General features: G+C 55.4%; 27 protein-coding genes. 19 read left to right on the plus strand and 8 right to left on the minus strand.

What is annotated here, in order from left to right; all coding sequences use genetic code 11:
- Positions 1 to 48 precede the first annotated feature (48 nt).
- The 9 genes from WFK85_RS17515 (at position 49) to rpoS (ending at position 6,814) form a co-directional block, all read left to right on the plus strand.
- Positions 49 to 372, plus strand: a complete 324-nt coding sequence (locus WFK85_RS17515) for a DUF3561 family protein (protein ID WP_008458338.1) — start codon at positions 49 to 51, stop codon at positions 370 to 372.
- A 185-nt stretch (positions 373 to 557) separates the two neighbouring features.
- A complete protein-coding gene (gene ftsB / locus WFK85_RS17520; RefSeq protein WP_008458337.1) occupies positions 558 to 884 on the plus strand; it encodes a cell division protein FtsB in 327 nt (108 codons plus the stop codon).
- A gap of 19 nt (positions 885 to 903) precedes the next feature.
- Positions 904 to 1,614 carry a 2-C-methyl-D-erythritol 4-phosphate cytidylyltransferase gene (gene ispD / locus WFK85_RS17525; RefSeq protein ID WP_336709423.1) on the plus strand — a complete coding sequence of 237 codons (711 nt, stop codon included), beginning with the start codon at positions 904 to 906 and terminating at the stop codon, positions 1,612 to 1,614.
- The gene (gene ispF / locus WFK85_RS17530; RefSeq protein ID WP_008458332.1) at positions 1,614 to 2,093 is read left to right on the plus strand and encodes a 2-C-methyl-D-erythritol 2,4-cyclodiphosphate synthase; all 480 of its coding nucleotides are present in this window, start codon (positions 1,614 to 1,616) and stop codon (positions 2,091 to 2,093) included. The genes ispD and ispF overlap by 1 nt, the downstream gene beginning before the upstream one ends.
- Positions 2,093 to 3,139, plus strand: a complete 1,047-nt coding sequence (gene truD, locus WFK85_RS17535; protein ID WP_008458331.1) for a tRNA pseudouridine(13) synthase TruD — start codon at positions 2,093 to 2,095, stop codon at positions 3,137 to 3,139. The genes ispF and truD overlap by 1 nt, the downstream gene beginning before the upstream one ends.
- Positions 3,120 to 3,881, plus strand: coding sequence for a 5'/3'-nucleotidase SurE (surE, locus tag WFK85_RS17540; RefSeq protein ID WP_039287134.1), 762 nt, complete (start codon positions 3,120 to 3,122; stop codon positions 3,879 to 3,881). Before truD ends, surE begins: the two co-directional genes overlap by 20 nt.
- The gene (locus WFK85_RS17545) at positions 3,875 to 4,501 is read left to right on the plus strand and encodes a protein-L-isoaspartate(D-aspartate) O-methyltransferase (protein ID WP_008458329.1); all 627 of its coding nucleotides are present in this window, start codon (positions 3,875 to 3,877) and stop codon (positions 4,499 to 4,501) included. Before surE ends, WFK85_RS17545 begins: the two co-directional genes overlap by 7 nt.
- A gap of 130 nt (positions 4,502 to 4,631) precedes the next feature.
- Complete coding sequence (nlpD, locus tag WFK85_RS17550) at positions 4,632 to 5,765, plus strand: murein hydrolase activator NlpD (protein ID WP_336709426.1); 1,134 nt, start codon at positions 4,632 to 4,634, stop codon at positions 5,763 to 5,765.
- A gap of 56 nt (positions 5,766 to 5,821) precedes the next feature.
- Positions 5,822 to 6,814 (plus strand): RNA polymerase sigma factor RpoS, encoded by a 993-nt coding sequence (gene rpoS / locus WFK85_RS17555; protein WP_008458325.1) that lies wholly within the window; start codon positions 5,822 to 5,824, stop codon positions 6,812 to 6,814.
- A 68-nt stretch (positions 6,815 to 6,882) separates the two neighbouring features.
- Here the strand turns inward: rpoS and mutS are convergent, their stop codons facing one another.
- Positions 6,883 to 9,444 (minus strand): DNA mismatch repair protein MutS, encoded by a 2,562-nt coding sequence (gene mutS / locus WFK85_RS17560; protein ID WP_336709428.1) that lies wholly within the window; start codon positions 9,442 to 9,444, stop codon positions 6,883 to 6,885.
- Between the two features lie 282 nt (positions 9,445 to 9,726).
- Between mutS and WFK85_RS17565 the strand changes: the two genes are divergently transcribed.
- Positions 9,727 to 10,143 carry a hypothetical protein gene (locus WFK85_RS17565; protein WP_336709429.1) on the plus strand — a complete coding sequence of 139 codons (417 nt, stop codon included), beginning with the start codon at positions 9,727 to 9,729 and terminating at the stop codon, positions 10,141 to 10,143.
- A 131-nt stretch (positions 10,144 to 10,274) separates the two neighbouring features.
- Positions 10,275 to 10,991, plus strand: coding sequence for a Type III secretion system effector HopBA1 (locus WFK85_RS17570; RefSeq protein WP_336709430.1), 717 nt, complete (start codon positions 10,275 to 10,277; stop codon positions 10,989 to 10,991).
- Positions 10,992 to 11,028: 37 nt separating this feature from the next.
- Here WFK85_RS17570 and WFK85_RS17575 read toward each other — a convergent pair whose 3' ends face one another.
- The gene (locus WFK85_RS17575; protein WP_166995616.1) at positions 11,029 to 12,594 is read right to left on the minus strand and encodes a methyl-accepting chemotaxis protein; all 1,566 of its coding nucleotides are present in this window, start codon (positions 12,592 to 12,594) and stop codon (positions 11,029 to 11,031) included.
- A gap of 577 nt (positions 12,595 to 13,171) precedes the next feature.
- On the opposite strand from WFK85_RS17575, the gene WFK85_RS17580 reads away from it, so the two are divergent.
- The 5 genes from WFK85_RS17580 to WFK85_RS17600 all read left to right on the plus strand — a co-directional run bounded on the left by WFK85_RS17580 (position 13,172) and on the right by WFK85_RS17600 (position 17,269).
- Entirely contained in the window at positions 13,172 to 14,260 is a 1,089-nt protein-coding gene (locus tag WFK85_RS17580) for a catalase family peroxidase (RefSeq protein ID WP_442892331.1), read from the plus strand.
- Entirely contained in the window at positions 14,257 to 14,799 is a 543-nt protein-coding gene (locus WFK85_RS17585; RefSeq protein WP_336709431.1) for a cytochrome b, read from the plus strand. Before WFK85_RS17580 ends, WFK85_RS17585 begins: the two co-directional genes overlap by 4 nt.
- Before the next feature lie 20 nt (positions 14,800 to 14,819).
- Complete coding sequence (locus WFK85_RS17590) at positions 14,820 to 15,332, plus strand: RNA polymerase sigma factor (protein WP_336709433.1); 513 nt, start codon at positions 14,820 to 14,822, stop codon at positions 15,330 to 15,332.
- Positions 15,329 to 16,099: an anti-sigma factor family protein gene (locus WFK85_RS17595; protein ID WP_008458308.1), complete on the plus strand. Its 771-nt coding sequence runs from the start codon at positions 15,329 to 15,331 to the stop codon at positions 16,097 to 16,099. The genes WFK85_RS17590 and WFK85_RS17595 overlap by 4 nt, the downstream gene beginning before the upstream one ends.
- A gap of 129 nt (positions 16,100 to 16,228) precedes the next feature.
- A complete protein-coding gene (locus WFK85_RS17600) occupies positions 16,229 to 17,269 on the plus strand; it encodes a TerC/Alx family metal homeostasis membrane protein (RefSeq protein WP_008458305.1) in 1,041 nt (346 codons plus the stop codon).
- Between the two features lie 46 nt (positions 17,270 to 17,315).
- Here WFK85_RS17600 and WFK85_RS17605 read toward each other — a convergent pair whose 3' ends face one another.
- Positions 17,316 to 17,987, minus strand: a complete 672-nt coding sequence (locus WFK85_RS17605; protein WP_008458304.1) for an HAD-IB family hydrolase — start codon at positions 17,985 to 17,987, stop codon at positions 17,316 to 17,318.
- Positions 17,988 to 18,263: 276 nt separating this feature from the next.
- Between WFK85_RS17605 and trpS the strand changes: the two genes are divergently transcribed.
- Positions 18,264 to 19,283, plus strand: coding sequence for a tryptophan--tRNA ligase (trpS, locus tag WFK85_RS17610; protein ID WP_336709437.1), 1,020 nt, complete (start codon positions 18,264 to 18,266; stop codon positions 19,281 to 19,283).
- A gap of 214 nt (positions 19,284 to 19,497) precedes the next feature.
- Here trpS and WFK85_RS17615 read toward each other — a convergent pair whose 3' ends face one another.
- A complete protein-coding gene (locus WFK85_RS17615) occupies positions 19,498 to 20,529 on the minus strand; it encodes an MDR family NADP-dependent oxidoreductase (protein WP_336710386.1) in 1,032 nt (343 codons plus the stop codon).
- Positions 20,530 to 20,588: 59 nt separating this feature from the next.
- Here WFK85_RS17615 and WFK85_RS17620 point away from each other — a divergent pair, with 59 nt between their 5' ends.
- Positions 20,589 to 21,215, plus strand: a complete 627-nt coding sequence (locus tag WFK85_RS17620; RefSeq protein WP_166995630.1) for a TetR family transcriptional regulator — start codon at positions 20,589 to 20,591, stop codon at positions 21,213 to 21,215.
- A gap of 197 nt (positions 21,216 to 21,412) precedes the next feature.
- On the opposite strand, the gene gloB is transcribed toward WFK85_RS17620, so the two are convergent.
- From gloB to WFK85_RS17640, 4 genes are all read right to left on the minus strand, one after another.
- Positions 21,413 to 22,210, minus strand: coding sequence for a hydroxyacylglutathione hydrolase (gloB, locus tag WFK85_RS17625; protein WP_336709848.1), 798 nt, complete (start codon positions 22,208 to 22,210; stop codon positions 21,413 to 21,415).
- Positions 22,211 to 22,346: 136 nt separating this feature from the next.
- Positions 22,347 to 22,958 carry a glutathione transferase GstA gene (gene gstA, locus WFK85_RS17630; protein WP_008458293.1) on the minus strand — a complete coding sequence of 204 codons (612 nt, stop codon included), beginning with the start codon at positions 22,956 to 22,958 and terminating at the stop codon, positions 22,347 to 22,349.
- Positions 22,959 to 22,992: 34 nt separating this feature from the next.
- Positions 22,993 to 23,550: an OsmC family protein gene (locus WFK85_RS17635; protein WP_286180340.1), complete on the minus strand. Its 558-nt coding sequence runs from the start codon at positions 23,548 to 23,550 to the stop codon at positions 22,993 to 22,995.
- A 343-nt stretch (positions 23,551 to 23,893) separates the two neighbouring features.
- On the minus strand, positions 23,894 to 24,832 hold the full coding sequence (locus WFK85_RS17640) for a LysR family transcriptional regulator (RefSeq protein ID WP_336709851.1): 939 nt from the start codon (positions 24,830 to 24,832) through the stop codon (positions 23,894 to 23,896).
- Positions 24,833 to 25,090: 258 nt separating this feature from the next.
- Here WFK85_RS17640 and mltB point away from each other — a divergent pair, with 258 nt between their 5' ends.
- The gene (gene mltB / locus WFK85_RS17645) at positions 25,091 to 26,167 is read left to right on the plus strand and encodes a lytic murein transglycosylase B (protein ID WP_034809051.1); all 1,077 of its coding nucleotides are present in this window, start codon (positions 25,091 to 25,093) and stop codon (positions 26,165 to 26,167) included.
- Positions 26,168 to 26,186: the final 19 nt, after the last annotated feature.

Consider the following 26,186-nt stretch of genomic DNA (forward strand, 5'->3'; position numbering starts at 1 on the left):
ACGCCCGGAAGCACAACGCTTCCGGCCATCAGGGTTATGAAATCAGTTATGCGCAACAGCACGAATATCGTTATCTCTCAGGCTGAACCCAGCCCGACGGTCGAGGAAACAACCTGGTCACTGCCCGGGGCGTTTATCGGCTTTTTGTCGTGGCTGCTGGCGCTAGGTATTCCCTTTTTGGTCTATGGCCCCAACACGCTCTTTTTCTTCCTCTACACCTGGCCATTCTTCCTGGCGCTGATGCCGGTCGCGGTGGTGGTGGGGATTGCCCTGCACTCCATCTTGCGTGGCAAGCTGCTGTTCAGCTGTGTGGCTACGCTGCTCTCCGTGGCGCTGATGTTCGGCGTGCTCTTCATGTGGCTTATGGGTTAGCCGTGCCGAACTGCGTCAAACCGTAACAGACTATTTATGGGCAACGTTAAGCTAAACTTGCTCCAATCGCGCATGAATTCGCGTTATGTGGTAAATTCTGGCGCGATTTGGCGCGCAGGGTGGCTTGCCGCAGTGGAGTCGACGAAAAAGTTGTGGGATGATTGTGCCGTTTTTCAGGGGGCAGGATGGGTAAACTAACGCTGCTGTTGCTGGCCTTGCTGGTCTGGCTTCAGTATTCGCTGTGGTTCGGAAAAAACGGCGTACACGATTACACGCGCGTCAGCGAAGATGTCGCTGCGCAGCAGGCAACCAATGCCAAACTAAAATCTCGCAACGATCAGCTTTTTGCCGAAATTGACGACCTCAACGGCGGCCAGGAAGCGATTGAAGAGCGCGCTCGCAACGAACTCAGCATGACCAAGCCGGGAGAGACTTTCTACCGCCTGGTGCCGGATGCCTCCAAACGCGCAGCCAACGGTAATACCTCCAACGCCGGGCAAAATAATCGATAACTCAGCATAAGTGAAAGGCATGGCAGACTCCTCCCCGGACGTAATTGCCGTGGTACCGGCCGCCGGTATCGGCAGCCGTATGCAAACGGAATGTCCTAAGCAGTACCTACACATCGGCGACAAAACGATTCTCGAACACGCGGTGGCTAGCCTGATGGCGCATCCGCGCGTGGGCCAGGTGATCGTGGCTCTCAGCCCCAACGACACCTATTTTTCCTCTTTACCGCTGGCAACCCATCCTCGCGTCACCGTGGTGACTGGCGGCAAGCAACGTGCAGATTCCGTGCTGGCTGGCCTGCAGGCCGCAGGTAATGCTGAATGGGTGCTGGTGCACGATGCCGCACGCCCCTGCCTGCACCGGGACGACCTGAATAACCTGCTGGCGATTACCACCGGCAGCAAAGTCGGCGGTATTCTGGCGGCCCCGGTTCGCGACACCATGAAGCGGGGCGAACCAGGCAAAGGGCTGATTGCCCATACGGTTGATCGTGAAGATCTTTGGCATGCCCTGACGCCGCAGCTTTTCCCTCTCGAACTTTTGCGCAGCTGCCTGCTGCGCGCGCTGGATGAAGGTGCCACTATTACCGATGAAGCGTCGGCCCTCGAATATTGCGGCTTTCATCCAGAACTGATTAGCGCCCGGGCGGATAATATCAAGGTGACTCGCCCTGAAGATCTCGCCCTGGCGGCTTTCTATCTTACGCGGTTAACCCAAACGGAGAATGTATAATGCGTATTGGACATGGTTTTGATGTTCATGCTTTTGGCGGCGAAGGCCCGATTATTATTGGCGGCGTTCGTGTCCCGTTCGAGAAAGGGCTGCTGGCTCATTCCGACGGCGACGTTGCTCTGCATGCCCTGACCGATGCGCTGCTGGGTGCCGCCGCACTGGGGGATATTGGCAAGCTGTTCCCGGACACCGATCCTGCTTTTAAAGGGGCGGACAGCCGTGAGCTGCTGCGTGAAGCCTGGCGCCGGATTCAGGCCAAAGGTTTCACCCTCGGGAACGTAGATGTGACGATTATCGCCCAGGCGCCGAAAATGGCCCCGCACATCCCGCAGATGCGCGTGTTTATTGCCGAAGACCTCGGCTGCCATATGGATGACGTCAACGTCAAAGCAACCACCACCGAGAAACTCGGCTTTACCGGCCGCGGCGAAGGTATTGCCTGCGAAGCCGTGGCGCTGCTGCACAAGGCCGGCAAGTAATGGACATGCAAAACCTGACGTGGCTGCACGGCAAGCCGCAGGGCAGCGGCGTCATCAAGGCCAGCCCAGAAGATTTCGTGGTGATCGAAGATTTGGGCTTTGGCCCGGACGGTGACGGTGAACATCTGCTGCTGCGCATTCTGAAAAGCGGCTGCAATACACGTTTCGTGGCCGATGCTCTGGCGAAATTCCTTAAAGTTCATGCGCGCGAAGTCAGCTTTGCCGGGCAAAAAGACAAACATGCGGTGACCGAACAGTGGTTCTGCGTTCGCCTGCCGGGCAAAGAGATGCCGGACATGAGCGCTTTTACGCTCGAAGGCTGTCAGGTGCTGGAGTTTGCTCGCCACCGCCGCAAGCTGCGCTTAGGCGCTCTGAAGGGAAACCGCTTTACCCTCGTGCTGCGCGAGGTAAGCGATCGCCACGAGATGGAGCAGCGCCTGCAGGCCGTAGCGGAGCAGGGTGTGCCTAACTATTTCGGCAGCCAGCGTTTTGGCATCGGCGGCAATAACCTGCATCAGGCGAAACGCTGGGCTGAAAGCAATGCGCCGTTGCGCGACAGAAATAAACGCAGTTTTTGGTTGTCGGCAGCCCGCAGCGCGTTGTTTAATCAGATTGTTAGCCAGCGCCTGAAAAAAACAGACTTTAATCAAGTTGTTGATGGCGATGCGCTACAATTGGCAGGGCGCGGCAGCTGGTTTGTGGCGACTCCGGAAGAACTTCCTGGCCTGCAACAGCGAGTGAATGACGGCGAACTGCTGATCACCGCTTCGCTGCCGGGCGATGGCGAGTGGGGAACGCAAAATGCAGCGCTGGCTTTTGAGCAGCAATCCGTGGCGGATGAAGAGATTCTGCTGGGGCTGCTGAAGCGTGAGCGAGTGGAAGCGGCGCGCCGTGCGATGCTGGTTCAGCCGAAAGAGCTGAGCTGGAACTGGTGGGATGATGTCACCGTCGAGCTGAACTTCTGGTTACCGGCGGGAAGTTTTGCCACCAGCGTTGTCAGGGAACTCATGAACACAGCGGGTGATTATGCGAATATTGCTGAGTAACGATGACGGAGTCCATGCGCCTGGTATTCAGGTGCTGGCGAAGGCGTTGCGTGAATTTGCCGAGGTGCAGGTGGTGGCGCCGGACAGAAACCGCAGCGGCGCATCAAACTCGCTGACGCTGGAGTCATCGCTTAGAACCTTTACCCTCGCCAACGGGGATATCTCCGTTCAAATGGGAACGCCGACGGACTGTGTCTATCTCGGCGTCAATGCTTTGATGCATCCGCGCCCGGATATTGTGGTGTCGGGCATCAACGCCGGGCCAAATCTCGGCGACGACGTTATCTATTCCGGTACCGTTGCGGCGGCGACGGAAGGGCGTCATTTGGGGCTCCCGGCGCTGGCCGTCTCGCTGGATGGCCATCAGCATTATGAGACCGCTGCGGCGGTCACCTGCTCTATTCTCCGGGCGCTGGCTCGGGAGCCACTGCGCACCGGGCGCATTCTGAATATCAACGTTCCAGATTTACCGCTGGACCAAATCAAAGGCATTCGCGTCACGCGCTGCGGCAGCCGTCATCCGGCAGACCAGGTGATTCGCCAGGAAGATCCGCGTGGCAACACGGTGTACTGGATTGGTCCACCGGGGGAAAAACTGGATGTTGCACCGGACACCGACTTTGCCGCCGTCGACGAAGGCTATGTGTCTGTGACGCCGCTGCATGTCGATTTAACCGCACATAGCGCCCATGAAGTCGTTGGCCACTGGCTTGAAAAAGCCGGAGTTGAGGCGCAATGGTAAGCAAACGCGTACAGGCTCTTCTCGATCAATTACGTGCCCAGGGCATCAAGAATGAACAGGTTCTTGAGGCTATTGCACAGGTGCCGCGTGAGAAGTTTGTCGACGAAGCGTTTGAACACAAAGCCTGGGAAAATACCGCGTTACCTATTGGGTCTGGTCAGACAATCTCTCAGCCGTATATGGTAGCGAGGATGACGGAGCTGCTGGAGCTGACGCCGCAGTCAAAAGTGCTGGAAATTGGCACCGGGTCTGGCTACCAGACTGCGATTCTGGCGCATCTGGTAGGGCATGTTTGCTCCGTTGAGCGTATCAAAGGGCTGCAATGGCACGCCAGGCGTCGCCTGAAGCAGCTGGATTTACACAATATTTCGACCCGTCACGGCGATGGCTGGCAGGGCTGGCAGGCAAAAGCGCCGTTCGACGCTATCATTGTGACAGCGGCACCGCCGGAAATTCCCACTGCGCTGCTGTCGCAGCTGGATGACGGCGGCATTCTTGTTTTACCCGTGGGGGACGACCGGCAGTTTTTGAAGCGCGTGCGGCGCCACGGGGATGAATTTTTAATCGACACGGTAGAAGCTGTTCGCTTTGTGCCCTTAGTACGCGGCGAATTAGCATAACCCGGAAATATCCGGTTTTTTTGCTGCCAATTCGGCGTAACGTAGCCGAATTCAGCAAAAGCTGGCGTGGATTACGCCGCTTTTCTACAGTGTTTTATGCATATCTGGTTGTTATCATTTTGGGGGATAAATGAGCGCGGGAAGCCCAACTTTTACTTTACGCCGGGCGGCGATGTTGACGCTAACCAGCCTTTGGCTGGCAGGCTGTACAAGCAACAATAATACCCAGGCGCCGATCAGTTCCGTTGGCGGCAATGGCAGTTCTTCAGGCTCTTCAACCGGCAGCCTGCTGGTGACGAAGCCACCGACAATGTCCGCTCCGATCCAGCAACCTCAGATTCAACCCGTGCAGCAGCCACAAATTCAACCGGTTCGCCAGCCTCAGGCCCAGCCCGTAGCGTCAGAGCCTGTACAGACTGAAAATGGCCGCATTGTCTACAACCGTCAGTACGGCAACATCCCTAAAGGAAGCTACGCGGGCGGCAGCACCTACACCGTTAAACGCGGCGATACTCTGTTCTACATTGCGTGGATTACCGGGAACGACTTCCGTGACCTGGCGCAGCGCAACAACGTACCGGCGCCATACGGTCTGGAAGTAGGGCAAACCCTCCAGGTCGGCAACGCCTCCGGCACGCCAATCACCGGTGGGAACGCGGTGACCGCCGCCGATGCCCGTGCGCAGGGCGTCGTGACGCCGGTTGAACAAAACTCAACCAGGGTAGTTGCTTCTAAACCGACAATTACGTATTCTGAGGATTCAGGTGAACAGAGTGCTACTAAAATGTTACCGGGCAATAAGCCAGCTGAGACTGTTGTCACAGCACCGGTGACGGCACCTGTGGTTAGCTCTACCGAACCTACCGTCAGCAGTACGTCTAACAGCTCGCCAATTTCAACTTGGCGCTGGCCGACCGACGGTAAGATCATCGAAAACTTTGCGGCAACCGAAGGGGGCAACAAAGGGATCGATATCGCTGGCAGTAAAGGACAGGCCATTATCGCGACCGCCGCAGGGCGCGTGGTATATGCCGGTAACGCGCTGCGCGGTTACGGTAATCTAATCATCATCAAACACAACGATGATTATCTGAGTGCCTACGCCCATAACGATACAATGCTGGTCCGGGAACAAGAAGAAGTTAAGGCGGGGCAAAAAATAGCTACCATGGGTAGCACCGGAACCAGTTCTACACGATTGCATTTTGAAATTCGTTACAAGGGGAAATCCGTAAACCCGCTGCGTTATTTGCCGCAGCGATAAACCGGCAAAACATTCATTGAGTGTATTGCCCAGGGATCACGGGTAGGAGCCACCTTATGAGTCAGAATACGCTGAAAGTTAACGAGTTAAACGAAGACGCGGAATATGATGAGAACGGAGTTGAGGCTTTTGACGAAAAAGCCCTTGTAGAAGAGGAACCCAGTGATAACGACCTTGCAGAAGAAGAGCTGCTGTCACAGGGTGCAACACAGCGTGTACTAGATGCGACTCAGCTTTATCTTGGAGAGATCGGTTACTCTCCATTATTAACAGCCGAAGAAGAAGTTTACTTTGCTCGCCGCGCGTTGCGCGGTGATGTAGCCTCCCGCCGACGCATGATCGAAAGTAACCTGCGTCTGGTGGTAAAAATTGCCCGTCGCTACAGTAATCGTGGTCTGGCGCTGCTGGATCTGATTGAAGAGGGTAATCTGGGGCTGATTCGTGCGGTTGAGAAATTCGATCCGGAACGTGGGTTCCGTTTCTCAACGTACGCCACATGGTGGATTCGTCAGACCATCGAACGGGCAATCATGAACCAAACCCGTACGATTCGCCTGCCGATTCACATTGTGAAAGAGCTGAACGTTTACCTGCGTACTGCTCGTGAACTCTCCCACAAGCTCGACCATGAGCCGAGTGCCGAAGAGATTGCCGAGCAGCTGGATAAACCGGTTGATGACGTTAGCCGTATGCTGCGTCTCAACGAGCGCATTACCTCGGTAGACACCCCATTAGGTGGTGACTCTGAGAAAGCGCTGCTGGATATCCTTGCGGACGAGAAAGACAACGGCCCGGAAGACACCACGCAAGACGATGACATGAAACAAAGCATCGTGAAGTGGCTGTTCGAACTGAACGCTAAGCAGCGTGAAGTGCTGGCCCGTCGTTTTGGTCTGCTGGGTTATGAAGCTGCGACGCTGGAAGATGTGGGTCGTGAAATCGGCCTGACTCGTGAACGCGTTCGTCAGATTCAGGTTGAAGGCCTTCGCCGTCTGCGTGAAATCCTGCAGGCTCAGGGGCTGAACCTCGAAGCGCTGTTCCGCGAATAATCGACTCTTCAAATAAAAAAGCGGTGATGCAAATCACCGCTTTTTTTATGCGTGCCGTTTGGTAACGTCTACACCAAACTCTTCAGCCGATAGATCCACTCCAGCGCCTGACGCGGAGAAAGAGAATCTGGATCCAGGTTCTCCAGCGCCTCGACGGCAGGGGATGTCTCTTCCGCCGTGGCCAGCAGCGACATTTGCGTCCCATCCACCTGGCTTGCGGCCGCATTGCCGGAAATGCTTTCCAGCTCGCGCAGCTTCTGACGCGCACGTTTGATCACGTCTTTTGGCACACCCGCCAGCGCGGCTACGGCCAGGCCGTAACTCTTGCTCGCCGCGCCGTCCTGCACGCTGTGCATAAAGGCGATGGTATCCCCATGCTCCACGGCATCCAGATGGACGTTAGCCACGCCTTCCATTTTCTCCGGCAGCGTGGTCAGCTCGAAATAGTGGGTAGCGAACAGCGTCAGCGACTTAATACGGTTGGCCAGGCTTTCGGCGCAGGCCCAGGCCAGCGACAGGCCATCATAGGTCGATGTGCCGCGGCCAATCTCATCCATCAGGACCAGGCTGTGTTCGGTCGCGTTGTGCAGAATGTTGGCGGTCTCTGTCATCTCCACCATGAAGGTTGAGCGACCGGAAGCCAGGTCATCGGCAGCGCCTACGCGGGTAAAGATGCGATCAACCGGGCCAATTTCTGCCTGCTGAGCTGGCACAAAACTGCCGATATAGGCCAGCAAAGCAATTAACGCGGTCTGGCGCATATAGGTACTTTTACCGCCCATGTTCGGGCCGGTAATGATCAGCATTCTACGCTGAGGGGAAAGGTTTAGCGGGTTAGCGATAAACGGTTCGCTGAGCACTTGTTCCACTACCGGATGGCGGCCACCGACCAGCTTAATGCCGGGCTTGTCCGTCAGCGTCGGGCAGGTGTAGTTCAGGGTATAAGCGCGCTCGGCCAGGTTCACCAGCACGTCCAGCTCCGCCAGCGCGGTAGCGCTTCTTTGCAGCGCTTCCAGGTGCGGCAGCAGCAAATCAAATAGCTGATCGTAAAGCTGTTTCTCCAGCGCCAGCGCTTTGCCTTTGGAAGTCAGGACCTTGTCTTCGTACTCTTTCAGCTCAGGAATAATGTAGCGCTCGGCGTTTTTCAGCGTCTGGCGGCGAACATAGTTGATCGGCACCAGATGGCTTTGGCCGCGGCTGACCTGGATGTAGTAGCCGTGCACGGCGTTAAATCCCACTTTCAGCGTATCAAGGCCCAGGCGTTCGCGTTCGCGAATTTCCAGGCGATCCAGGTAGTCAGTTGCGCCATCGGCCAGGGCTCGCCATTCGTCCAGCTCTTCGTTATAGCCGGGAGCGATAACGCCGCCGTCGCGCACCAGCACCGGTGGCGATTCGATAACCGCCTGCTCAAGTAATTCGCGTAGCGCTACAAATTCACCCATCTGCTCGCGCAGGGTTTGCACGTAGTCGGTGCTTACGTCAGACAGGGTCTCGCGCAAGGCGGGCAGTTGCTGGAAGGCATAACGCATACGAGCCAGATCGCGTGGGCGAGCGGTGCGCAGCGCCAGACGGGCAAGGATACGTTCCAGGTCGCCGACCTGACGCAGCGTCGGCTGAATATCTGCGGTGCGCTCCTGCAGGGCCGCAATAGTTTGCTGCCGCCGGGTGAGCACATCGACGTTACGCACCGGCATATGCAGCCAGCGTTTGAGCATACGGCTGCCCATCGGCGTCACGGTGCAGTCCAGCACCGAGGCCAGCGTGTTCTCCACGCCGCCGGACAGATTCTGGGTGATCTCAAGGTTACGGCGGGTGGCTGCATCCATAATGATGCTGTCCTGCTGCCGGTCCATGGTCACGGAACGGATATGCGGCAGGGAAGTGCGCTGGGTATCTTTGACGTATTGCAGCAGACAGCCGGCGGCGCAAAGCCCATGGTGGGCGTTCTCGACGCCAAAGCCGGTCAGGTCCCGAGTGCCAAACTGCAGATTTAGCTGTTGGCGCGCGGTTTCAATCTCGAACTCCCAAAGCGGGCGGCGGCGCAGGCCACGGCGGCCATCAATCAGGCTCATCTCAGCGAAGTCTTCCGCATACAGCAGCTCCGCCGGATTGGTGCGCTGAAGTTCGGCGGCCATGGTTTCACGGTCTTCCGGTTCGGTCAGACGGAAGCGCCCGGAACTGATGTCGAGCGTCGCATAGCCAAAACCTTTGCTGTCCTGCCAGATTGCCGCCAGCAGGTTATCCTGGCGCTCCTGCAGCAGCGCTTCGTCGCTGATGGTGCCCGGCGTGACGATGCGAACGACTTTACGCTCAACCGGCCCTTTGGTGGTTGCCGGATCGCCAACTTGTTCGCAGATGGCCACGGACTCACCAAGGTTCACCAGTTTAGCCAGGTAATTTTCCACCGCGTGATGAGGCACGCCCGCCATTGGAATAGGTTCGCCCGCAGAAGCCCCACGCTTGGTCAGGGAGATATCCAGCAGTTGAGAAGCGCGTTTGGCATCGTCATAGAACAGCTCGTAGAAGTCACCCATACGGTAAAACAGCAGGATGTCACGGTGCTCGGATTTAAGACGCAGATACTGCTGCATCATCGGGGTATGGGCGTCGAAGGTTTCGCTAGTACTCATGGAGTGATGATATCCATTTCGTTGAATTTTAAGTGGTTAGTGATGTTTCTGGTTCTCATTATTGCTCACTAATACGGCGTAAACTGCACGCGGGAATCGCCCCGCAGATGGCCCATGATAACGGAGTATCAAAGGCAGGAAAACAGCGGTTAAACGACATTGCTGAAAGCCTCGCAACGCGTTGCTGTTCTGATATGTTCTAGCGGCGGCTGGCTGTAATACCGCAGTTTGGCGAACGTTTTCGCCTTCATTCTGTTTAAACGGTTAAATTCCAGGGTGTCTATGAGAAAGTGGGTACTGGCGGGCGTGCTGGCAGTGACGGGGTGCTTTTCTTTTCAACAGCTTGATGAGGGTTTGCGTGGCCTCGTGGGCCAGGATAAAACCGTCGCATTTAAAATATTAGGCTACCCCGATAATCAGCAAACGTTTGACGACACGAAAGTTTATACGTGGATAACGAACAGTACGGGAGCCGAGCCTTATATTTCGCCGCAAACGACCACCGGTACGGTCAACGGTAAACCGTTTGAGGCCACGACAACACAAACCACGTTTGTGCCGGTGAACTACAGCTGCAAAATTCAGATCTCTACCGACAGCAAAGGCATTATCAAAGACTATAAATACAACAGCACCGATCCCAGCGTGATGGGCTGCATGAACTACATTAAAAGCCTTAATAATTACTATAAAAGATAGATCCCGCCCGATCCGGCAACGTATTTGAGTTGCCGGATGTTGCGTTTAGACACATCTTTTTGACCCTGTTTTCAGGAACTCAATTTTCAGTGACCCACTTATCAGAAAACATCCCAACATCGGAGATAACCATGTTTTCTGCAGTCGGTCAGTCAAATCGCGTTCAGCCCGCCGCTCTTAACACCAGCGGAAGGATCCACCCTGATATTAAAATTAAGCCGCCGGTAAACGATCCCGTTCAGGCCCTGGCTAACCTGTTCCGGGATAACAAGCTTGCTTACCTGGGCGACGTGCATGGTCAGCTTGCGATCCCTGAATTTGTCGGCCATGCCATTCCCGAGTTGAAAAAGGCTGGTGTGGATCTGCTGGCGGTAGAGTTTGTGAAATACAGCGATAACGCCTTGTTTCACGAAGCGCTGGCTCATGGCAAAGAGGCGACAAAAAACTTCATCATGAACGCCTGGTCAAAACACGGCGAGGCCTGGGTAGATAAGGTTGCCGGGGCACTTTATGAAGCGCGCAAAGCGGGTATTTCCGTCGCCGGCATTGACCGCCATATTCCCGGCGCTGCGCCGAAAACGCCGATGGAAGCCATCAAATACATGAACAAACGGCTGGCGCTCAATATTGCCTGGAACGCTGCGGCAGAAAAAGAAGAGCGTGCCATTGGCGCACGTAAAACGCTGGTTTGGGGCGGCGGCGGTCATTTTCACCATAGCCGTGAACAAGGTCCTAAAGATATGCGTCCCGGCCCTGTGGTTTCTTTCGACTCGAGTGGTAAAGCCCCAGGCTGTTCGCTGAACGAGAAAGACGACAATAGCCACCTGGTGATTAATTTCCCGAAATAAAAAAACGGGGAATGGCGATTCCCCGTACTTTGTAGGCTCAGGAGGCAACCTGGAAAACGCTGACGGTTTCACGCAGAACGCGAGATTGCCTATCGAGAGAGGTTGCCGTGGAGGACGTCACCTCAACCAGCGCGACGTTTTGCTGCAGGTTTTTATCCATCTGCGCAACGGCCTGGGCAACCTCATTCACGCCGGTCGCCTGTTCTGCTGAGTTATGCGCAATTTCGTTCACAATGCTGTTCACCTGGCTGACGGTGGTTAAAATCTTGCTCATGGTTTCCGCCGCCTGATCGATCTCCTGCGCCCCGCTGTTTACCCGCTGCACTGAGCCGGTAATCAGGCCTTTTATTTCTTTCGCGGCGCTGGAAGAGCGTTGAGCAAGGGCTCGAACTTCAGTGGCGACAACGGCAAAACCCCGGCCTTGTTCACCCGCTCTGGCGGCTTCAACGGCGGCGTTCAGTGCCAGAATGTTGGTCTGGAAAGCGATCCCCTCGATCACGGAGGTAATGTCCGCAATACGTACGGATTCCTGAGTGATCTCCTCCATAGTACTGACGATCCCCTGCACCATTTCACTTCCCTGGGTGACTTCGCTTGCGGCAGAGCTGGCAAGTTTGCTGGCGTACTGCGCGCTTTCCGCATTGTTCCGCACCGTGCTCGCCACCTGATCCATCGCCGCTGATGTTTGCTGTAGCGCCGCAGCCTGGTTCTCCGTCCTTGCAGAAAGCGAGCTACTTCCTTTGGCAATTTCCGCGCTGGCGCTCGCCACACCCTCTGCGTTCTGGCGAACTTCCAGCACCAGCTGGCGCAGCGAATTCTGCATATGGCTGAGCGAGGCCAGAATACTGCTGGAGTCTTTTTTACGCAGCTCGGGCGTTTGCGTCAGATCTCCGGCGGCGATAGCGTTGGTCATACGCAGTAAATCAACCGGTTCACCGCCGAGGGAAAGCGTGATTTTGCGTGTGGTTGACCAGGTGATCAGCAGTCCAATCGCCACGGCAACCAGCGCCAGGGTAAGCATCAGAAGGTGAAATGTTCGCGCAATACCGCGCGCCGTATTAGCCAAAGCGTCGTTAAGCTGAGTCTCCATGTCGATAAAACCGTTAATGGTGGCCAACCAGTTAACAAAAGCAGGACGAGCCTGATTGAGGATGACCTGGCGCGCGCCCTCCACATCGCCTTTTTGCTGAAGAGCGATAATTTCATTCACCAGCGGGAGCGTTTGCTGCTCGGCCTCTTTTATCTTTTCGTACTGAGTACGCTCTTCGGGCGTTACGTCACTGCCCTGGGCAAAGATGCCTTCCATCGGCTGAACGGAGGCCTGGTAATCCTGCTCCAGCTTGCGGATGTGTTCCACAACGCCCTGCAGTTCGCCTGCCGGCACCAACGTCACGTCGCGGATGGCAATTGAACGGTCATGTACGCTGCCCCTGAAATTAACGGCGTAGCGCTGTTTAACGTTATTGACATCGTTGATGGCGATCAACGCGTTGTTTATTTTATTTACCTGCATAATCGCCACCAGCGTCAGCATAATCAGCGTTAATAAAATAATGATAAAGCTGCCGCTTATTCGCGAACCTACGGAAAGGTTTTTAAACATAATAACTCTCTTTTAATTAATATTGAGCGTGATGTTAATGGTGTTGTCGGAGTATTTTCCTGCAGTGGATACAGGAGGGTAAGTTGTCTTGCTGGCTTACAGGGTGGAAAGGAAATTAATCTGCAGGCAAAAAGTTGTCAATAGGGCGGATTTTTAACGATGCGCGCAGTGTTGGTAGCGATGAAATACTTTATTCCATAACTAACAATGGCTTTTATTTTTTCTCTCCCTAAGTTAAATGATGTTGTTTTTAGTTTGTGGTTTCACTTTATTTCTATGTTTTAAACTTGGCGTCGATGACTTGTAATCATTCACTCGGTACGTTCGTTACGTCTGCTAACAAAAGTTTATTGTTTTTTTAATATTTAACTTTTTTACCTATTGATGAAAAAGGCCGAACCGGTGTTTTTAATGTTCACATTCCCGAAATATATAAAAAGTAATAACAATCATTCCCCTGCTTTTGATAGTGGAATACGGACGATAAAAATTTTTAATTACCTGGGAATAAATGCTCATTTCGTTCGTCCTATGTGCTCCAAAACCCAATACCGTTTCATTATTGTGAGCCGATCCTATGCGAGAACCTCGTCCGTCTTTCTGCGCGATGTTTAAAAATTTACGCTACCCGCAGCAATTTTTACTGCGTGGCACCGTGATAATCGCCATTCCGTTAGCCCTCTGCCTGCTGTTTGCCTGGGCGTGGGGGGCCCTGACGCCGGGGCGTTTATCCCCCGACAAGCTGGTTAATGCGCTGGAAAAAACGGGAGGAGAGCACCCCGGCTACCGCCGCAATCATGCCAAAGGGGTCTGTGTAGTGGGATATTTTGACTCCAACGGTAGCGCCAGCGCGCTGTCGAAAGCAACGGTGTTCCTGCCGGGCAATACGCCGGTCATTGGCCGCCTGGCAATTGCTGGCGGTAACCCCAACGCGCCCGATGGTGCGGTGCCAGTGCGCAGTATGGCGCTGCAGTTTATCACCCGTGATGGCCAGGAGTGGCGTACCGGGATGAACGCGCTGCCGTTCTTTAGCGTCGCAACGCCGCAGGGCTTCTACGATCAGCAAATGGCGGGTATTCCCGATCCTAAAACGGGCAAACCCGATCCAGCCAAAATGAAAGCATTTATCAGCACTCACCCGGAGGCAAAGCCGTTTTTTGCCTGGGTGAAGGGCTATGTGCCGACGTCGAGCTGGGCTAGCGACAGCTACAACAGCCTGAACGCCTTCTTATTTACCAATAAAACTGGGGACGTTCATGGCGTGCGCTGGAGTATGCAGTCGCAAACCCCCGGCGTGCCGGTGACGGCGGAGGACAAAGCGAATCCTTTGTTCCTGCAGCAGGACATCAAGCAGCGCCTGCAGCAGGGGCCGCTGAAATGGGATTTGATTATCAGCGTGGCTGAAAAGGGCGATGTGATTAACGATGCGACAAAAGCCTGGCCCGATAGCCACCAAAAACTTAACGCAGGCACGCTGGTGCTCACTGCCGCACAAGATCAAGCTGACGGCAACTGCCGGGACATCAACTACGATCCTCTGATCTTGCCGGAAGGTATTTCTGGTTCAGACGATCCGCTGCTTAGCGCGCGCTCTGCGGCTTATTCATCATCCTTCAATCGCCGCACGCATGAAGAAGCTCAGGTAAATAAAGGGGGCCGGTTATGAGCAAAGTGACGTATTTTCACCCTCTGCTGCGCGTCGTTCACTGGGCGATGGCGCTGATGATCGTGGCAATGCTGTTTATCGGCGTGGGGATGGTGTCCACGGTGTCGGCATTACACGCTTTTTTATACTCATTGCATAAACCGCTTGGCGTCGCCATTCTGCTGCTGGTTATCCTGAGGGTTTATCTCCGCCTTCGTTATAAAACGCCGTCGCTCCCGGCGAATCTGCCGGGTTTTCAGGTAGCGCTGGCACATTTATCCCACTGGCTGCTCTATCTTCTGATGGTAACCCAGCCGCTGGTAGGCTGGGCCATGCTCTCTGCCGCGGGCTATCCTGTGACGCTGGGGACTGGCATCACGCTACCGGCGCTGGTGGCGAAAAATATTGAGCTTTATGCCGTGCTTCGGCCGCTGCATACCTGGCTTGCTCTGCTGCTGTTCGTCATCGTAATTCTGCATCTGACCGCCGCATTATTTCATGCGCTGCTGTTGCGTGATGGCGTGTTCAGCAGTATGACGGGCTACAAAGGCCGGGGCTAACATCGCCAGTGGAGTAAATCATGTCAAAACTGAGCGAACAGGAAGTACGGGAAATGCTGCCGCATCTGCAGCGTTTCGCCCTATGGCTCACGCGCAATCCTCATGCCGCGGAGGATTTGGTGCAGTCCTGCCTTGAGAAAGCATTTACCCGCGAGAGGAATCTGGCGGCAAGGGAAAGCCTTCGCAGCTGGCTGTTCTCTATTCTCTACCGGCAATTCATTGACGGCGAGCGGCGAAAAAGACGCTATCAGCGTATTTTGTCGTTGTTTACCGGCGATGCACACCCGGTGGCCGCGTCAACGGAGGAGATGCTGATCAACGACGATATGCTGGCGATGTTCAGCCAGCTTCCCGTGGAGCAGCGTGCATTACTGCTGCTCATCAGCGTAGAAGGTTTGAGCTATAAAGAGGCGGCTGAGTCGCTGGATATTCCGTTGGGAACCGTGATGTCGCGTTTGTCCCGAGCCAGAAAACAGCTGCAAAAATGGGATGAAGGCACGCCATCCACCCCGGCGTTAAGGAGATTAAAATGAAATCGCGCATACCTGACGAGCAGGATCTCCATGCCTGGGTTGACGGGCAGCTGGATGACGAGCGCAAAAAGTGGGTTGAGCACTATTTGCAGCAGCACCCCGAGCAGGCCGCACAGGTCAAAAAATGGCAGGCCGATGCCCGGCGTTTACGTCTTTCGCTGGATGAATTTGTGCCACAGGTTTCTGCCCCTGCTTCGGAAGTACAGCGGGCGCGGCAGCAAATCCAGCGCACTCGCCGGTGGCGGTTAGCCGTTGCTTTTAGCCTGCTGTTCTCCGTCGGCATGGGCGGCGTGGCCGGGTGGCAGCTGCATGCCAGCGAAGTTCTGCGGCAAATTCTGCCGATGGAAGATGCCGTGCAGGCCTATCGTCTGGTGAACAGTGGCAGCGTGAAAGCGCTGGACGTTGTGGCCAGCGATCGCGCGGAGGTGAATAACTGGATGAGTCGCTACTTTATTAACGGGGCGCTGGCACCAGACCTCGATAATTACGGTTTTACGCTGGTGGGCGGGCGTTTAATGGTAACCGAGCAGGGGCCGGCGGCGCTGGTGGTCTACCGGGACGCTCAGGGCACGCGCGTGGCGTATTATATCCGGCCCTCCGGCATGTTTACGCTGGGGAAAGGGGAGCGACAGGCCGATAACCTGACCGCGCAGTACTGGAGCGATCGCCGCTATAACTACGCGATGATAAGCCCGGCCAATGACAGCCAGACGGCGAGGTTACAACAGGCGGTAGCGCAGTACGCGGGGGATGCGCGAGCAATTTAATGCAGGCGTCGGTTTATTCGCCAATGTCAGAAAAAATATACCATTTTTGCCTGAAGGTCTTATCCTGAATGGAGTGAGGCGGCACTCGGATCCCCCGAAGCTGCCTCCGTCATTCCTGAAGGATAAAACATGATATCTACACATATTGGCTTCCCGACCGAAACGGTAGCGGTATTTCTTGCGCTTTCGGTGGGTGCCATTTTTATTGACCTTTTTATGCACCGCAAAGACGAGCCCATCTCGCTGAAAAGTGCCGCATTGTGGTCGGTGTTCTGGGTTGCAGTGGCAATGCTTTTTGCCGGTTTTTTATATCTTCATCACGGCGCAGAAGTCGCCAGCCTGTTTGTCACCGGCTACGCGCTTGAGAAGGTGCTTTCCGTCGATAACCTGTTTGTGATGATGGCGATTTTTGCCTGGTTCGGCATTCCGGATCGCTACCGGCACCGCGTGTTGTACTGGGGCGTTATCGGCGCGATTGTTTTCAGAGGCATTTTTGTGGCCATCGGCACCGGGCTGTTGTCGCTGGGGCCTTATGTTGAAATCGTGTTTGCGCTGATTGTGGCGTGGACGGCGGTGATGATGCTCAAAGGCAACGATGGAGAGGACGAAGTTGAGGACTACTCTCAGCATCTGGCTTATCGGCTGGTAAAACGCTTTTTCCCTCTTTGGCCAAAGCTTGCCGGGCGCAAATTCCTGCTTAACCAGGCTGAGGTTGACCACGAGCTGGCGAAGCCAGAAAACCAGGCCATCACCGTTGGGCGAGTAAAAAAAGCCACGCTGTATGCTACGCCGCTGATGCTTTGCGTGGCGGTGGTTGAACTGTCTGACGTGATGTTCGCTTTTGATTCTGTCCCGGCCATTATTGCCGTCAGCCGTGAACCGCTGATCGTCTACAGCGCAATGATGTTTGCAATACTTGGCTTGCGTACCCTGTATTTTGTGCTGGAAGCGTTAAAACAGTATCTCGTTCACCTGGAAAAAGCGGTGGTGGTGCTGCTGTTCTTTATCGCCGTTAAGCTCGGGCTTAACGCCAGCGAACATATCTGGCACCACGGTTACAGCATTTCGGCCACCGCCAGCCTGTACGTTGTGTTGGGCGTGCTGGCCGTGGGCATCATCCTCAGCGTGATGTTCCCGGCAAAAGCGGAATCAAGCGACAGTAAGAACTGAACAGGATGAAGGACGCCTTCGGGCGAGGGCGTCCTGATGACGAGACTCAGAGATGTTTGTCGAGGCGTAATCTTTCGATAGGTGAGCGACGACGAGATTTGGCGCGGTGGAAGTGGCGCCAGTGGTAATCCCTGGCTGCGGTCAGCAGCTCATAATCCCCTCTTGAATCCCCCCAGGCGCGCAAATGCAGCTGGTTAAGCGGGCCATAAATCTGTTCCAGACGCTGAATCTTTTGATCGCAGCGGCAGTTATGGCCGTTAATGCGGCCGGTTAACACGCCGTCCACCACTTCAAGCTGAGTGCCGATGAGCTTCACGCCCAGACGTTCGGCGAACGGCAGCAGCACGATGGCCGGAGACGCAGAGCACAGCGTAACTTCAGCGCCAGAACGTAGCTCAGCGGCAACCGCCATCAGCCCACGCGGGCGCATCATTTTTTCGAAGTTTTTCGCGCAATACACTTCGGCTTTATCCTTAACCCACTGCTCATTCACGCCGGTTAAGAAGGTTGAAATCAGGATTTCTTTTAATTCATCGCGGGTCAGTTTCCGGCGCAGGCATTTGAGCGTCGGAATGACCATACGCATCATCTTGCGCGCGAAGGTTTTGCGCCCAAAGGCAAACCGCAGGAACGGGACAAAGCTATCGCTATGGGTCAGCGTGCCGTCAAAATCAAAAACCGACAGGACGCCTGGCGAAGGATCATTCATAACAACCATAGATTCCCAACTTTCCTTTTTATCTGTTCGTCGCGAGGGCATCTTGCGAGCGATGGGGAAATTATAAACTTTTAAATCCCGCTACGGAAACCATCGCGAAATGTGATAGGGTAGCCGAATGAACATAAATCACACCGCACATATCGTTATCCGCTGGTGGCTGTCTCTTTAGAGGCGGCAGGAATTCGTTCACCCTTTTCTAATAGCCGCCGGAAGGCGGCTATTTCGTTTAACTGTTCGCCCTCCGGCAAGATTTATCAGCTTCAGGAGGCAGTTATGAGCAGTTCACACGCTTTACAGCAAACCATTCTTACCGGCGACCGTCCAACCGGCCAGCTCCACCTTGGGCACTACGTCGGCTCACTGCGTAAACGCGTTCAGCTTCAGGATGAGCACCTGCAGCACATTTTGGTCGCCGACCTTCAGGGGCTAACCGACAACGGCAGCCGCCCGGAGAAAGTCGCCGAAAACATTCTGCAGGTGATGGCGGACTACCTGGCGGTTGGCATTGATCCGCAGAAAACCACAATCTGCCTGCAATCCTCTCTGCCAGCGCTGGCCGAACTCACCATGTTGTATATGAACATCGTGACCGTCGCCCGGCTGGAAAGAAACCCGACGGTAAAAAGCGAGATAGCCCAGAAGGGGTTTGCTCGCTCTTTGCCTTCTGGTTTTCTTGTCTATCCGATAAGCCAGGCCGCGGATATTACCGCATTTAAAGCCAGCCTGGTGCCGGTGGGGGACGATCAGCTGCCGATGATCGAACAGGCCAATGAAATTGTGCACAAGATGAATAGCCTGACGCCGACGCCGATATTAACCCCCTGCAAAGCGTTGCTCAGCCCGGTCAGTCGTCTGCCGGGCATTGACGGTAACGCTAAGATGTCAAAATCCCTGGGCAATACGCTCACCCTTTCCGCCAGCGAACAGCAGATTCATCAGGCCGTGAGCGCCATGTTTACCGACCCGGATCATCTGCGCGTCAACGATCCGGGAAAAATTGAAGGCAATGTGGTGTTTACCTATCTGGATGCTTTCCATGAAGACAAAGAGAACGTTGAGGCGATGAAAGAGCACTATCAGCGCGGTGGGCTGGGGGATCGGCAGTGTAAAAACGAGCTGGAAACCTGTCTGCAAAACCTGCTGGCGCCGATCAGAGAGCGGCGAAATCGCTTTATCGAAGATAAGCCTTATTTGCAAGAGGTGTTGAAAGCCGGGAGTGAGAAAGCGCGAGCGCTGACGCAGCAAACGGCGGACGAAGTGAAACGTGCGCTGGGGCTGCCGGTGCTATTTTAACGGCAGAAGGGCGCGAGACGGCGAACATCGACGCTTTAGTCAGCCAGCCGGTGAAGCCTGACAGAGCAAGGGCTGGTGGAATACAACCGCCCGCGCTCTCATAATTTTTGAAGAATCTGGCAGTGAAGCGTACCTGTCGGGGCTGAAAAACCACAAAGCTTAAATAGCACGTGGCACCCAGGCAGGTATGCTTACGGCAACATGATGACAAGCCCTAAAACTCGACAAACACGGTGCCGAAGTATCTGCCCTCCGCAATAGCCTGAATGGCCTCTGGCGCCCGCTCTATCCCATTGACGATGACATGTGGAAACACGATATCCCCTGTTTGAAGCCATTCTGCAAATCTCGTATCCCATTCCGCGTGAGCATCCGGGTCGTCGTCAGCGCTGTATCCGCGTATCGTGATCTTTTTCAGGAGGATCTGGACTGAATCGAGCTCGACGGGGGCTTCCCGTCCCGTTCCTGCATCAGCGAGCTGGCCCGACAGAGCCCCGACGATCGCAATTCGGGCACCTGGGCGTGCAGCCACGATGGCTGACTGCAGTTGTTCCCCGCCTACGCAATCGAGCACGACATCAATGCCTTCCGGAGCGACTTCACGCAGCTGTGCCACGTCGCTGCCGCGGCCCCGAATCACCGCCGCGTCGTAACCTAATTCCTTAACAAGCCGTTCGGCTTTTTGCCTGGAGCTTGTGCTGCCAATCACTCGTCCAGCGCCAAGCTGTCGGGCGATCTGCCCGGCCATAGAGCCTATTGCGCCGGCCGCGCTGGTGATAAGGACGGTATCACCGGGCCTGATTTCAACGCCTCGCGTCAATGCCGCATAAGCCGTCGAGCCATGCGAAAGGCTCGCGACGTCCGGATAAACTCGGCTATCAACACGGACGCACTCCGCGAGCGGGACGGCGGCATACTCGCGCCAGCCCATGAAATGCCGAACGCGATCGCCCGGCCTGAGTTCACTCCCAGGTGGAGAAGAAAGGACCTCGCCGAGCGTTTCCTCCGCCAGAGTGTCGCCCGGCTTCAGCGCCGGAAACGGTACGCCAGGGATGGCTTCGGCGCCCTCGCTGATCATCATGCGCAGCGAGGCGGAGACTCGCGAATAACGGTTCCTGACCAGAACCTCATCGTTTTGTGCAACGGGTAAAGCCACTTCGACTATCTCAAAGTCAGAAACCTTTGGGCGGCTGGTGGGTCTGACCTCGAGTCGGAGTTCACGGCTTGTGGCTGGTAGAGGATGCACCTGACCAATCCTTGTATAATGTGAGCCTGGAGTTCACATTTTGAGCTGGAGGCACAGTGATGTCTACTCGCATTCAGCCGTGCGATAACGGGATGCGGAAGCTCCCAAAGCAGAAGCGTTCTCAGGCGACAGTGAGCGCGATCGTCGAGGCTGCGACTCAGGTTTTAGGTGAAAAAGGCTGGCGATACTTCACCACCAATGAAGTGGCCGAGTTTGCGGGTGTCAGCATCGGGTCGCTTTACCAATACTTTCCCAACAAGCTCGTACTCGTAGAGGCCATTAGAAAGAAGCATTTCAGCGATGTTATCAACGTCCTGCAGGCTGCCAGTGAAAATACCGAGGATGTGAACCAGAGCTTCAACCTGCTGATCGAAGGTATGCTGTCGGTACATGGGGCACATCCCGCTCTACATCGGGCCCTGGTGGAAGAAGCCCCCCGGAGCGACGAGGCTATTTCGGCTCACGCCGAATTTGAAAAAAAGTATAACGAGTACTACCTCGCCCTTGTTTCCCGGTATGGGGCGCGACGGAATGCCGATGATATTCAGACAGCGGCGTGGACATTATCCGCTGCTATTGAAGGGATTGTGCATCAGGCTGCCTTGCGCGGATTGACCGGTTCATCGGCGCTGAAGCGGGAATTGGTTCAGTTGCTTTTTGGGTACTTAAGAGGGCAGACAGCATAAACACACGCTTTTACTTTCCGCCTGTGTGTCTTTGAATCTTCCCTCCCAGGAAACTTCAACCGGCTGGCATTGGGCAACGAGTGGCGGTTTTTAATAACCGGCTTATGCATCTGTTACGCCACTTTTGGACGTAACAGAGCTTTAGCTATCTCGTTTAGCCTGTTATATCGACGTGAGCTAAAAATTTCCGAAACCATTCACAGATTTTTTAGCTCCCGGAAAGCGTCTTTCATACGGCGTAGTTTGGCAAAGACTTCCCAGTTGGCGCTCTCCATGCAACCCAATCGGGAGCGTATGGAAGCCCGATCGACGCGTAGAAACGGATTGGCCGCGAGCTCCGTTGCCAGTGTCGATGGAACGGTCGGCATGCCCGCTTGCCTCTTGTTCTCTATCAGCGCGATCTGCTTCAGCAGATCGGCGTTGTCTGGTTCGATTGTGAGCGCGAAGCGGGCATTGTCGGCGGCGTATTCGTGCGAGGAATAGATGAGCGTTTCCGGCGGCAGCGATCTTATTTTATCGATCGAAGTCCACATCTGGGCCGGCACAGCTTCCTGGACACGCCCGCAGCCAAGATGAAAGATGGTGTCGCCGGAAAAGAGAAGCCCGGCCTCCTTGAACCAAAAGGCGATGTGCCCGCTCGTATTCCCCGGCACGTCGATAACCAGGGCAATATGCTCCCCCAATGCTACCGTATCGCCTCCGATCACTCCCCGATCGATACCCGGGATATCATCCACTTCGGCCGCCGGGCCAATGACGCGTGCCCCTGTTTTTCGCTTGATCTCCGTGTTGCCTGAAACGTGGTCCCAATGATGGTGCGTATTAAGGATCAGATCTACGCGCCTCCCTTCAAGCACATCCAGTACCGGACTGGCCTCGGTTGGATCAACGACGGCCAGGGCACCTGTCCGTAAATCTTCTATAAGGAAAATATAATTATCTTCGAGAACGGGCAGGATCTGCACCGATAACCCATTGCACTTTTCAACGATCATCCTGGACTCCTGGAAACAATAAAGCGCGGCGCTGTTTGATGGGAAATTAGAGCGCCGCTGAGGCATTGAACCCCGAATGAATAACCGCTGCCGCCGGCGGCGGGTATTGGCCGGCGGCTTGCGATCTACTTACTGCTCAGCGCGGGGGCAGACCTTCTGCCGCGCGTGCGGCCTGAACGCTGGGGCGCTGTTCCATGCGCCGCATGAATCGCTCAATGGCCGGGTAAACGGACATGTCGATCCCAACGCGGGGCGGCCAGTTCAGTACGTTATAGAGATAGGCATCAGGTGCCGAAAATTCGTTGCCGAGCACATAGTCGTTGTTCGACAGATGCTCTTCAACAAAGGCGAACCGACCTTTGAGGAATCCTTCGGCGTAGCGGTTTTTCGCCGCATCGTCGAAAAAGGGCTGGAACATCGTCGACATCCCTTTGGCAAGGTCGGTCGCGATGACATTGAGCCATTCCAGCGCGCGATAGCGCTCCTGCGTGCCAAAGGGTGGCAGCAGGTTAAGGCCGGGGTTCTGGTCGGCGATCCACTGCAGAATGACTGCACCTTCGGTAATCAAGTCACCGTTATCGAGCACCAGAATCGGAATGAAGCCTTTCGGGTTCACATCGAGATAATTGCCCTCGACAGTCGTCTTCGTGGCGAAGTCTACTTTGACCAGATCGAAGGCAAGGCACGCCTCTCGCAGCGCGATGGCCGGGGAAAGCCCGCAAGAGCCAGGGGAGTAATAGAGTTTCATGAGTCCTCAGATTTAATGTTGAGCTTGTTGGCGGTTATGGTTCGAGGATTTCCAGCGTTTCGACCATGCGGATCGCCCGGGAGAAGTTCGCCAGGTTGACCGACGTTCTTGTCGCCTTGGCGTGTAATTCCTCAACCCGCTCGCGGGTGGCATCAGTGCGCAGGCGCACCACATACCGGATTTCGTCATAGCCGGGATTCACGCTGTCATCCAGGCCCAGGAAACCTCGCAGGTCCAGTTCACCGTCAGTTTCGATTTCAAGGCTGTGGAGGGTGATGCCCATGGCAGCCGCATTCGCCGCATAGCCGACTGACATGCAGGCGTTTAGCGCTGCCATCAGCAGTTCCTGTGGGTTAGGCGCGGTATTCTGTCCCAGCAGCTGGGCCGGTTCGTCGGCGGCAATCTCGAAATGGCGTGCGTGTTTCTCGCCCCCCAGTTCGTAATGATCGACGCTCGCTACCGTCCGCGTCTGGCCCTGCCATTTCGTTTTAACGTTGAAGCGGATTGCGCCCCTGGCCGGGTTGTCGCGCACGTCCTGGGCGAATTGTTGTAGGTCGGCGACGTTGATACCGTTTACGGTTTTGCCCATCATATGATCCTCCAGAAGCCGCTCTGCGGCTGGTTGTCAAAGTCAGATTGCCTTGCCGTTTTGGCGGCTTTCTTGCGGCCATCTTAAACATGGCCTGTAGTCGGAAAAAGCCATGTAAATGGATATGACTGTTCGAAATAGCGAACAATGACAGGCAGCCAATTCGGGGCTCGAGCTTCAAGATATGTCCAGCCGGCAGGAGAGTTTCCCGGTCGGGTTACCCTCCCGGGTAGGGCTATGGCTCCGGCTTCAAGCTAGCTGGGATGTGCGGGGCGGGGTCAAGGCAGGTGGGATCGTTTTCGAAGAAGTGGGGGCCAGCGGCAACTCAACGCCATGACATGAGAAGTTAAGTGCGACGGGCACGACGGGCTGTCGCCGGGGCCATACCTGGATGCTTCGCAAAAAGCTCGACAATCCACTCCACAAAAACGCGGACCTTGGTCGATAGATGGCGATTCTGCGGATACACCACATGAATAGGCATCGGATCATTGCTCCAGTCGTCGAGTATCAACTCGAAACGGCCATCTTTCAGCATGGGTTCCATCAGGAACGCCGCCATTTGCACGATGCCCAGGCCGGATAAGCCAGCCGCGGTATATGCATAACTGTCATTCAGTGCGATGGGGCCGGTGAGAGGACGCTTGATACGTTCCCCCTCACGGGAAAAATGCCAATCAAAAATCTGGCCAGTGCGGGGCGAAAAATAATTCAGGCATTGATGATGCACCAGATCGTCCGGGTGCAGGGGGCGGCCATGACACTTCAGGTAGGACGGGGCCGCGCAGGTCATGTAGTGCATAACGCCCACGCGACGTGCAATCAAGCTAGAGTTGCGTAGCTCGCCGACCCGCACGGCACAATCTACGCCCTCCTCGATCAGATCGACTGAGCGATCGCTGCAGCCCAGTTCTAGCCTGATGTCAGGGAAACGGGCAAAGAAATCAGGCAGGGCGGGCACCAGAACTTCGCTGGCAAGACCGGTGGGGGCATCTACCCGCAGCCGTCCTTTTGGACTGAGCCTGGTGCTTGAGAGCGATTCTTCCGCTACGCGAATCTCCGTCAAAATGCGTAAACAATGTTCGTAGTAGGCGGCACCGTCCGCGGTGACGCTGCAGTGACGTGTGGTACGGTTCAGCAGCCTGACCCCCAGCGTTGTCTCCAGCGTCTTAATCAGCGTCGACACCGTCACTTTGGGCAGCTTCATGGCTTCCGCCGCACGACTGAATCCGCCGGCGTCAACCACCTGCACAAAGACTTCCATCGCTTGAAATTTATTGTTCATCTCAGGGCTTATTGTTCGCTATTTTGAACGGTTATATCAATTTAGATCACTTTTTTAAATGATATGCCCTGCCGACGCTTCTGGTAACGCATTGCGGCGGTTTGGCAGAGGGAAGATTCATCTCCGGGCTGCCAATAAGTCGCGACCAGAGACCCGTCGAGTATGACGTGAGGGGCCAGAGAGACATATTCAGATGAGTAATTATGGATTACCATTATTGCGAAACTTTCGCGAACATTCACAGGGACAGCCCATCAGATGCGTTATTCAGCCGCAGCACTTCTTCCTATGCTGGTTTTACTCTCTGCCTGTAGCAGTAAGCCGAAAACCGCCGAACAGCAGACGACCAGCGGCACGCCGTCTGGCGGTTTCCTGCTCCAGCCACAGCACGATGTCTTTATGCAAACCGGTGATTTTGCTTACAACCCGGAAGCAGAGAAGTTTATCGACAAAATGGTGAATGAGCATGGCTTTGACCGTCGCCAGCTGCATGAAGTGTTGTCCCAGGCCAAACGTCTGGATTACGTGCTGCGCCTGATGGATCAGCAGGCACCGACGACCGCGCCGCCTGCCGGGCCGAACGGGGCATGGCTACGCTATCGCGCTAAATTCATCACGCCGGATAACGTACAGAACGGCGTTAAGTTCTGGAACCAGTATGAATCGGCCCTGAACCGCGCCTATCAGGTTTATGGCGTGCCGCCGGAAATCATCGTCGGGATCATCGGGGTTGAAACCCGCTGGGGCCGCGTGATGGGTAAAACACGCATCGTGGATGCTCTCGCGACGCTTGCCTTTGCCTATCCGCGCCGCGCGCAATACTTTGCGGGCGAACTGGAAACCTTCCTGCTGATGGCGCGTAATGAAGGGGACGATCCGCTGGCGCTCAAAGGCTCCTTCGCCGGAGCAATGGGTTACGGGCAGTTCATGCCTTCCTCATTTAAAGAGTACGCGGTGGACTTCAACGGCGACGGGCACGTGAACCTGTGGGATCCGGAAGATGCCATCGGCAGCGTGGCGAACTATTTCAAAGCACACGGCTGGGAGAAGGGCGACATGGTTGCCGTGCCGGCCAATGGGCAGGTACCGGGGCTGGCTAACGGCTTCAACACCAAATACTCCGTGGCGGCGCTGGGCCAGTCCGGCCTGAGCCCGCAGGGCGCTTTGGGCAACCATCAGGAAGTGAGCCTGCTGCGCCTGGATATGGGCGATCGTTACCAGTACTGGTACGGGCTGCCAAACTTCTACGCCATTACCCGCTACAACCACAGCACCCATTATGCGATGGCGGTGTGGCAATTAGGGCAGGCCGTCGCGCTGGCTCGCGTTCAGTAATACGTTTTATCGCCCCCGT

Origin of the sequence: Cedecea sp. VD22 (assembly GCF_037150195.1) — a bacterium.
Classification (GTDB): domain Bacteria; phylum Pseudomonadota; class Gammaproteobacteria; order Enterobacterales; family Enterobacteriaceae; genus Cedecea.

Excerpts from the sequence above, each read along its gene's own strand:
- ispF (WP_008458332.1), top strand. The coding sequence starts at position 1,614 with ATGCGTATTGGACATGGTTTTGATGTTCATGCTTTTGGCGGCGAAGGC.
- WFK85_RS17565 (WP_336709429.1), top strand. The coding sequence starts at position 9,727 with ATGAGAAAGTGGGTACTGGCGGGCGTGCTGGCAGTGACGGGGTGCTTT.
- nlpD (WP_336709426.1), top strand. The coding sequence starts at position 4,632 with ATGAGCGCGGGAAGCCCAACTTTTACTTTACGCCGGGCGGCGATGTTG.
- WFK85_RS17620 (WP_166995630.1), top strand. The coding sequence starts at position 20,589 with ATGTCTACTCGCATTCAGCCGTGCGATAACGGGATGCGGAAGCTCCCA.
- trpS (WP_336709437.1), top strand. The coding sequence starts at position 18,264 with ATGAGCAGTTCACACGCTTTACAGCAAACCATTCTTACCGGCGACCGT.
- WFK85_RS17595 (WP_008458308.1), top strand. The coding sequence starts at position 15,329 with ATGAAATCGCGCATACCTGACGAGCAGGATCTCCATGCCTGGGTTGAC.
- rpoS (WP_008458325.1), top strand. The coding sequence starts at position 5,822 with ATGAGTCAGAATACGCTGAAAGTTAACGAGTTAAACGAAGACGCGGAA.
- WFK85_RS17635 (WP_286180340.1), bottom strand. The coding sequence starts at position 23,550 with ATGATGGGCAAAACCGTAAACGGTATCAACGTCGCCGACCTACAACAA.
- mutS (WP_336709428.1), bottom strand. The coding sequence starts at position 9,444 with ATGAGTACTAGCGAAACCTTCGACGCCCATACCCCGATGATGCAGCAG.
- WFK85_RS17640 (WP_336709851.1), bottom strand. The coding sequence starts at position 24,832 with ATGAACAATAAATTTCAAGCGATGGAAGTCTTTGTGCAGGTGGTTGAC.
- gloB (WP_336709848.1), bottom strand. The coding sequence starts at position 22,210 with ATGATCGTTGAAAAGTGCAATGGGTTATCGGTGCAGATCCTGCCCGTT.
- WFK85_RS17545 (WP_008458329.1), top strand. The coding sequence starts at position 3,875 with ATGGTAAGCAAACGCGTACAGGCTCTTCTCGATCAATTACGTGCCCAG.
- WFK85_RS17515 (WP_008458338.1), top strand. The coding sequence starts at position 49 with ATGCGCAACAGCACGAATATCGTTATCTCTCAGGCTGAACCCAGCCCG.
- WFK85_RS17605 (WP_008458304.1), bottom strand. The coding sequence starts at position 17,987 with ATGGTTGTTATGAATGATCCTTCGCCAGGCGTCCTGTCGGTTTTTGAT.
- WFK85_RS17580 (WP_442892331.1), top strand. The coding sequence starts at position 13,172 with ATGCGAGAACCTCGTCCGTCTTTCTGCGCGATGTTTAAAAATTTACGC.
- surE (WP_039287134.1), top strand. The coding sequence starts at position 3,120 with ATGCGAATATTGCTGAGTAACGATGACGGAGTCCATGCGCCTGGTATT.
- mltB (WP_034809051.1), top strand. The coding sequence starts at position 25,091 with ATGCGTTATTCAGCCGCAGCACTTCTTCCTATGCTGGTTTTACTCTCT.
- WFK85_RS17600 (WP_008458305.1), top strand. The coding sequence starts at position 16,229 with ATGATATCTACACATATTGGCTTCCCGACCGAAACGGTAGCGGTATTT.
- WFK85_RS17590 (WP_336709433.1), top strand. The coding sequence starts at position 14,820 with ATGTCAAAACTGAGCGAACAGGAAGTACGGGAAATGCTGCCGCATCTG.
- WFK85_RS17585 (WP_336709431.1), top strand. The coding sequence starts at position 14,257 with ATGAGCAAAGTGACGTATTTTCACCCTCTGCTGCGCGTCGTTCACTGG.
- ispD (WP_336709423.1), top strand. The coding sequence starts at position 904 with ATGGCAGACTCCTCCCCGGACGTAATTGCCGTGGTACCGGCCGCCGGT.
- gstA (WP_008458293.1), bottom strand. The coding sequence starts at position 22,958 with ATGAAACTCTATTACTCCCCTGGCTCTTGCGGGCTTTCCCCGGCCATC.
- ftsB (WP_008458337.1), top strand. The coding sequence starts at position 558 with ATGGGTAAACTAACGCTGCTGTTGCTGGCCTTGCTGGTCTGGCTTCAG.
- truD (WP_008458331.1), top strand. The coding sequence starts at position 2,093 with ATGGACATGCAAAACCTGACGTGGCTGCACGGCAAGCCGCAGGGCAGC.
- WFK85_RS17575 (WP_166995616.1), bottom strand. The coding sequence starts at position 12,594 with ATGTTTAAAAACCTTTCCGTAGGTTCGCGAATAAGCGGCAGCTTTATC.
- WFK85_RS17570 (WP_336709430.1), top strand. The coding sequence starts at position 10,275 with ATGTTTTCTGCAGTCGGTCAGTCAAATCGCGTTCAGCCCGCCGCTCTT.